Annotated in this window: 3 protein-coding genes and 1 pseudogene; all 4 read left to right on the top strand. The window is 28.2% G+C overall.

The annotated features are described in order from the left end of the window. Positions 1-146 precede the first annotated feature (146 nt). The 4 genes and pseudogenes from HMPREF3186_RS02435 (at position 147) to HMPREF3186_RS02420 (ending at position 3,561) form a co-directional block, all read left to right on the top strand. The gene (locus tag HMPREF3186_RS02435; protein WP_060913780.1) at positions 147-530 is read left to right on the top strand and encodes a hypothetical protein; all 384 of its coding nucleotides are present in this window, start codon (positions 147-149) and stop codon (positions 528-530) included. A 328-nt stretch (positions 531-858) separates the two neighbouring features. Further along, a complete protein-coding gene (locus tag HMPREF3186_RS02430) occupies positions 859-1,317 on the top strand; it encodes a MarR family winged helix-turn-helix transcriptional regulator (protein WP_060913779.1) in 459 nt (152 codons plus the stop codon). A gap of 1 nt (position 1,318) precedes the next feature. Further along, positions 1,319-2,044: pseudogene (locus HMPREF3186_RS02425) on the top strand (ATP-binding cassette domain-containing protein); the annotation flags it as partial. 2 nt (positions 2,045-2,046) lie between these two features. After that, positions 2,047-3,561, top strand: a complete 1,515-nt coding sequence (locus HMPREF3186_RS02420) for an ABC transporter permease/substrate-binding protein (RefSeq protein WP_060913777.1) — start codon at positions 2,047-2,049, stop codon at positions 3,559-3,561. Positions 3,562-4,110 lie beyond the last annotated feature (549 nt).

Here is a 4,110-nt window from a genome sequence, read left to right as displayed (position 1 = left end):
ATTCAATATACCTCGTTATTGGACGCTTACGATTCGTATAATACGTGACGAAGATTAAGTTATAATACTTTTTTTATGCGAGTTATATGTGGGGAATTTTTTGTACAGGTAATGTGATATAATAAATTTAAATGGAGGTGGATATTATGAATCTAGAAATTATTTTTGAAGTATTTTCGATGATATTCTGTATTTTTTACTTGATAGTATTTGGAATATCTAGAGAGCTGATAAAAAAAGAAAAAATACTTTTAACAAAGTTATCAGATGAAGAGATAGAGCATTTTAGTACTAAGAAGACCAACACGAAAGTATTCTGGATGTTAAATCTGGGGACAGCTATTTTGTGTTGTATCTATCTACTTATTTCGATATTAAATAAAGAACTACTGATAGGAGTCTTTGGAGAAACATTAAATAAAGTAATAAATTCTATTATTATTGTTATTATATTATTACCATATTTATTCGAACGTATTAATGTTATTCGTCGTTATAACAAGATAAAACAAAGGATAGAGAACAAATAGGCGTTTATATTTTTAAATATAAATTTAATAGATTTTTAAGACAATTGGTAAAATATTTACTGATTGTCTATTTTTATGAAAATCAATTTATTGACAATTGTAGATTGTAGGAGTAGAATTAACTCATTAGTATTTTAAAAATTACTAATAGGTTTTGTAATAAGATAATAGTCAAAAGATTTTACTGATTTGGAATTACTTTTCATTGTCCATAAAAATGAAGAATAAATATAAAAACAAAAAATACATTTGAAGTTTTTAGATAAAGAGTATGTCCAAAATATTATTGCTGAGAATAATTGTGACTTTAGGTAGGGAGTGAAAATAAGTGAATAGTCTATTAAAATACTCAAGTATGTTTTCTAGAAAAAAATATGAGAACAACTCATTATATGAGTACTATGCTAGAAAAAATGGTTTGCAAGGAAAATCGCTATTAATCTTAACCTGTCTTTATTATACAAAGGATGGAATAACTCAAAATACTATTTGTGAAAAAACGTATTCTACGAAACAAGTAGTTAGTGCAGCAATGAGGACTTTTAAGGAAAAAGGATATATTTATTTTGAGGAACAAGAAAAAGATAGGCGGGAGAAAATAGTAAGATTTACAGAAAAAGGTTACTTATATGCATCAAAAATTTTGGATCCTCTAAGAGAGGCTGAAGAAAAAGCAATAGGACAACTTTCAAGTGAACAACAAAAACTATTTACAGAATACTATACAATCTTTAACGATAATATGAAGAAAAATATTGAAAAGCTAGTATTGAAAGGAGAAATATAAAATGATTAAATATAATAATGTTTCATTATGCTGTTCCACAAATGGTTTGATACTTGATGGATTAAATTTTGAAATACAAGAAGGAGAATTTTTTGTTCTTGTAGGACCAAGTGGAAGTGGAAAAACAACAACATTAAAATTAATAAATAGATTAATAGAACAAACTGAGGGTGATATTTATTTTGAAGATAAGAGATTGAAAGACTATGATTTAAGGGAATTAAGACTTAAAACTGGATATGTTCTTCAACAAATTGCACTATTTCCGAATCTTACTGTCGCAGAAAATATTGCGTTAATTCCAGAAATGAAAAACTTTGATAAAAAGGAAATTAAAGAAAAAACAGAGGATTTACTTCAAAAAGTAGGATTGAATCCGAAGCATTATATGAATCGTCTTCCTAAAGAACTTTCTGGAGGAGAAAAACAGAGAGTTGGAATATTGCGAGCGATAATTGCTAATCCTAAAATTTTATTGATGGATGAACCATTTTCTGCACTAGATCCGCTTAGTAAAGTTCAATTACAGGATTTAATTAAAACTTTGCACAATGAATATAAAATGACAACAGTTTTTGTAACTCACGATATGGATGAAGCGATGAAACTTGCTGATAGAATTTGTGTTTTAAAAGAAGGTAAAGTAGTTCAAATTGCTACACCAGAAGTATTAAAAGAAAACCCTGCGGATGATTTTGTTCGCGAATTTTTTGCAAGGGGGAATAAATAATGAATTTAGTAAGTACATTTTTAGAAAGAAAAAGTGATTGGATAACAGGTTTATATGAACATCTTCAAATTTCATTATTATCACTTATTATTGCAATTTTTATAGCAGTTCCGTTAGGAATAATTATCTCAGGTAATAAGAAGACAAGTGAATGGTTTTTACAAATTACGGGTATATTCCAAACTATTCCTTCTCTTGCATTACTAGGTTTATTTATTCCGTTTACGGGGATAGGGACATTACCAGCAGTTGTAGCATTAGTTATATATGCAATATTCCCAATACTACAAAGTACGATTACTGGATTATCGGAGATTGATCCATCATTAGAAGAAGCAGCAACAGCTTTTGGTATGACAAAACTTGAGAAATTGAAAAAATTTAAACTTGCACTCGCTATGCCAATACTTATGAGTGGTGTGAGAACGGCGAGTATTATGATAATAGGTACAGCAACACTTGCCGCTTTAATAGGAGCAGGGGGATTAGGTTCATTTATTTTATTAGGAATAGATAGAAATAACTCAGCGTTAATTCTAATTGGAGCTATTTCATCTGCAATATTAGCGATTCTATTTGGGTTATTAATTAAATTTTTACAAGATAAAAAACCAAAAACTATTTTAGCTTCATTACTTGCCGCTGTAGTGGCTTTAACTATCAGCTTTTTCCCGATTGGAAAAATGTCTAATGATAAACTAATAATAGCTGGTAAAATAGGAGCAGAACCTGAGATATTAATAAATATGTATAAACTTTTAATAGAAGATGAGACAAATATTAATGTTGAGGTTAAACCTAATTTTGGTAAAACAAGCTTCTTATATGAGGCGTTAAAAGGTAAAAGTATTGATATTTATCCAGAATTTACAGGTACAGTTACTACAACATTATTAAAAACACCTCAGACTGTTGCTTCTAATGATCCTGATGAGGTTTATGAAGTTGCTAAAAATAAAATTTTCGAACAAGATAATCTTGTGTACCTAAAACCTACAAAATTCCAGGATACTTATGCTTTAGCCGTAACAGAAGATTTTGCAAATAAAAATAAATTAAATAATATTTCAGATATAAAATTAGTAGAAAATTCTTCAAAAGTTGGATTCTCATTAGAATTCAATGATAGAGAAGATGGTGGTATAGGACTTAAAAATCTTTATCACTTGAATCTTAATGTTAAAACTATGGAAATAGCATTAAAATATCAAGCTATTTCAAATGGTGATGTAAATATTATCGATGTATTTTCAACGGATAGTAAAATAATAACTAATAAGCTTAAATTATTAAATGATGATAGACATTTATTCCCACCATATCAAGGGGCACCGTTATTAAGAGAAGAGACATTGAAAAAACATCCTGAACTTGAAAAAATCTTAAATAAACTTGCTGGAAAAATAACAGAAAAAGAGATGACTGAAATGAACTACAAAGTAGATATTGAAGGTAAACCTGCTTATGATGTAGCAAAAGAATATCTACAAAAAGAAGGATTAATTAAAAAATAATGTAGTATTATATTTGAAAATAAAAAGAAGAATTCTTAAAAATAATAGAATTTCTAGTGGGGATTTAGGGGGAATTATACTATATTAAATAGTGTGATTCCCCTATTTTCCTGTGTAAATATAAAAACTGGTAAAGCTTGCATAAAATTTTAATAAATAAGAAATGATTATCAAAACAATAGTCTTTTTTGATGATAGATTTCTTAATATTTTCTTAAAGTACTGGATGTAAAGCGTATTCGTAAATAGTTGATAATCATAGGCTAATTTGATATAATCAAATTGGAGAGAGAAGTTGGAAAACATTAGTTTTCGATAAGGATGGTGGCTACTTCAATATGAAAGGGGATGGTGCTTATGCTCATAAGTGTCAAAATCTGGAAGAAAGGAGTAGCAAGTTGTCAGCTTACGAAATTGTACAGACGGTTATTGGAATAAATCTATTGATTGTTTCAGTAGCTAGTGCATGTATTGTAGCGTTAAAAAAAGACAATAAAAAATAACCATCTTTTTAAACGGTACTGAACCCAAAAAATTGGACAAAATATT

It is taken from the genome of Gemella haemolysans (assembly GCF_001553035.1).
GTDB lineage: Bacteria > Bacillota > Bacilli > Staphylococcales > Gemellaceae > Gemella > Gemella haemolysans_B.
The sequence above is the reverse complement of the archived record's forward strand: the minus strand, read 5'-3'. Positions and strand labels throughout refer to the sequence as shown.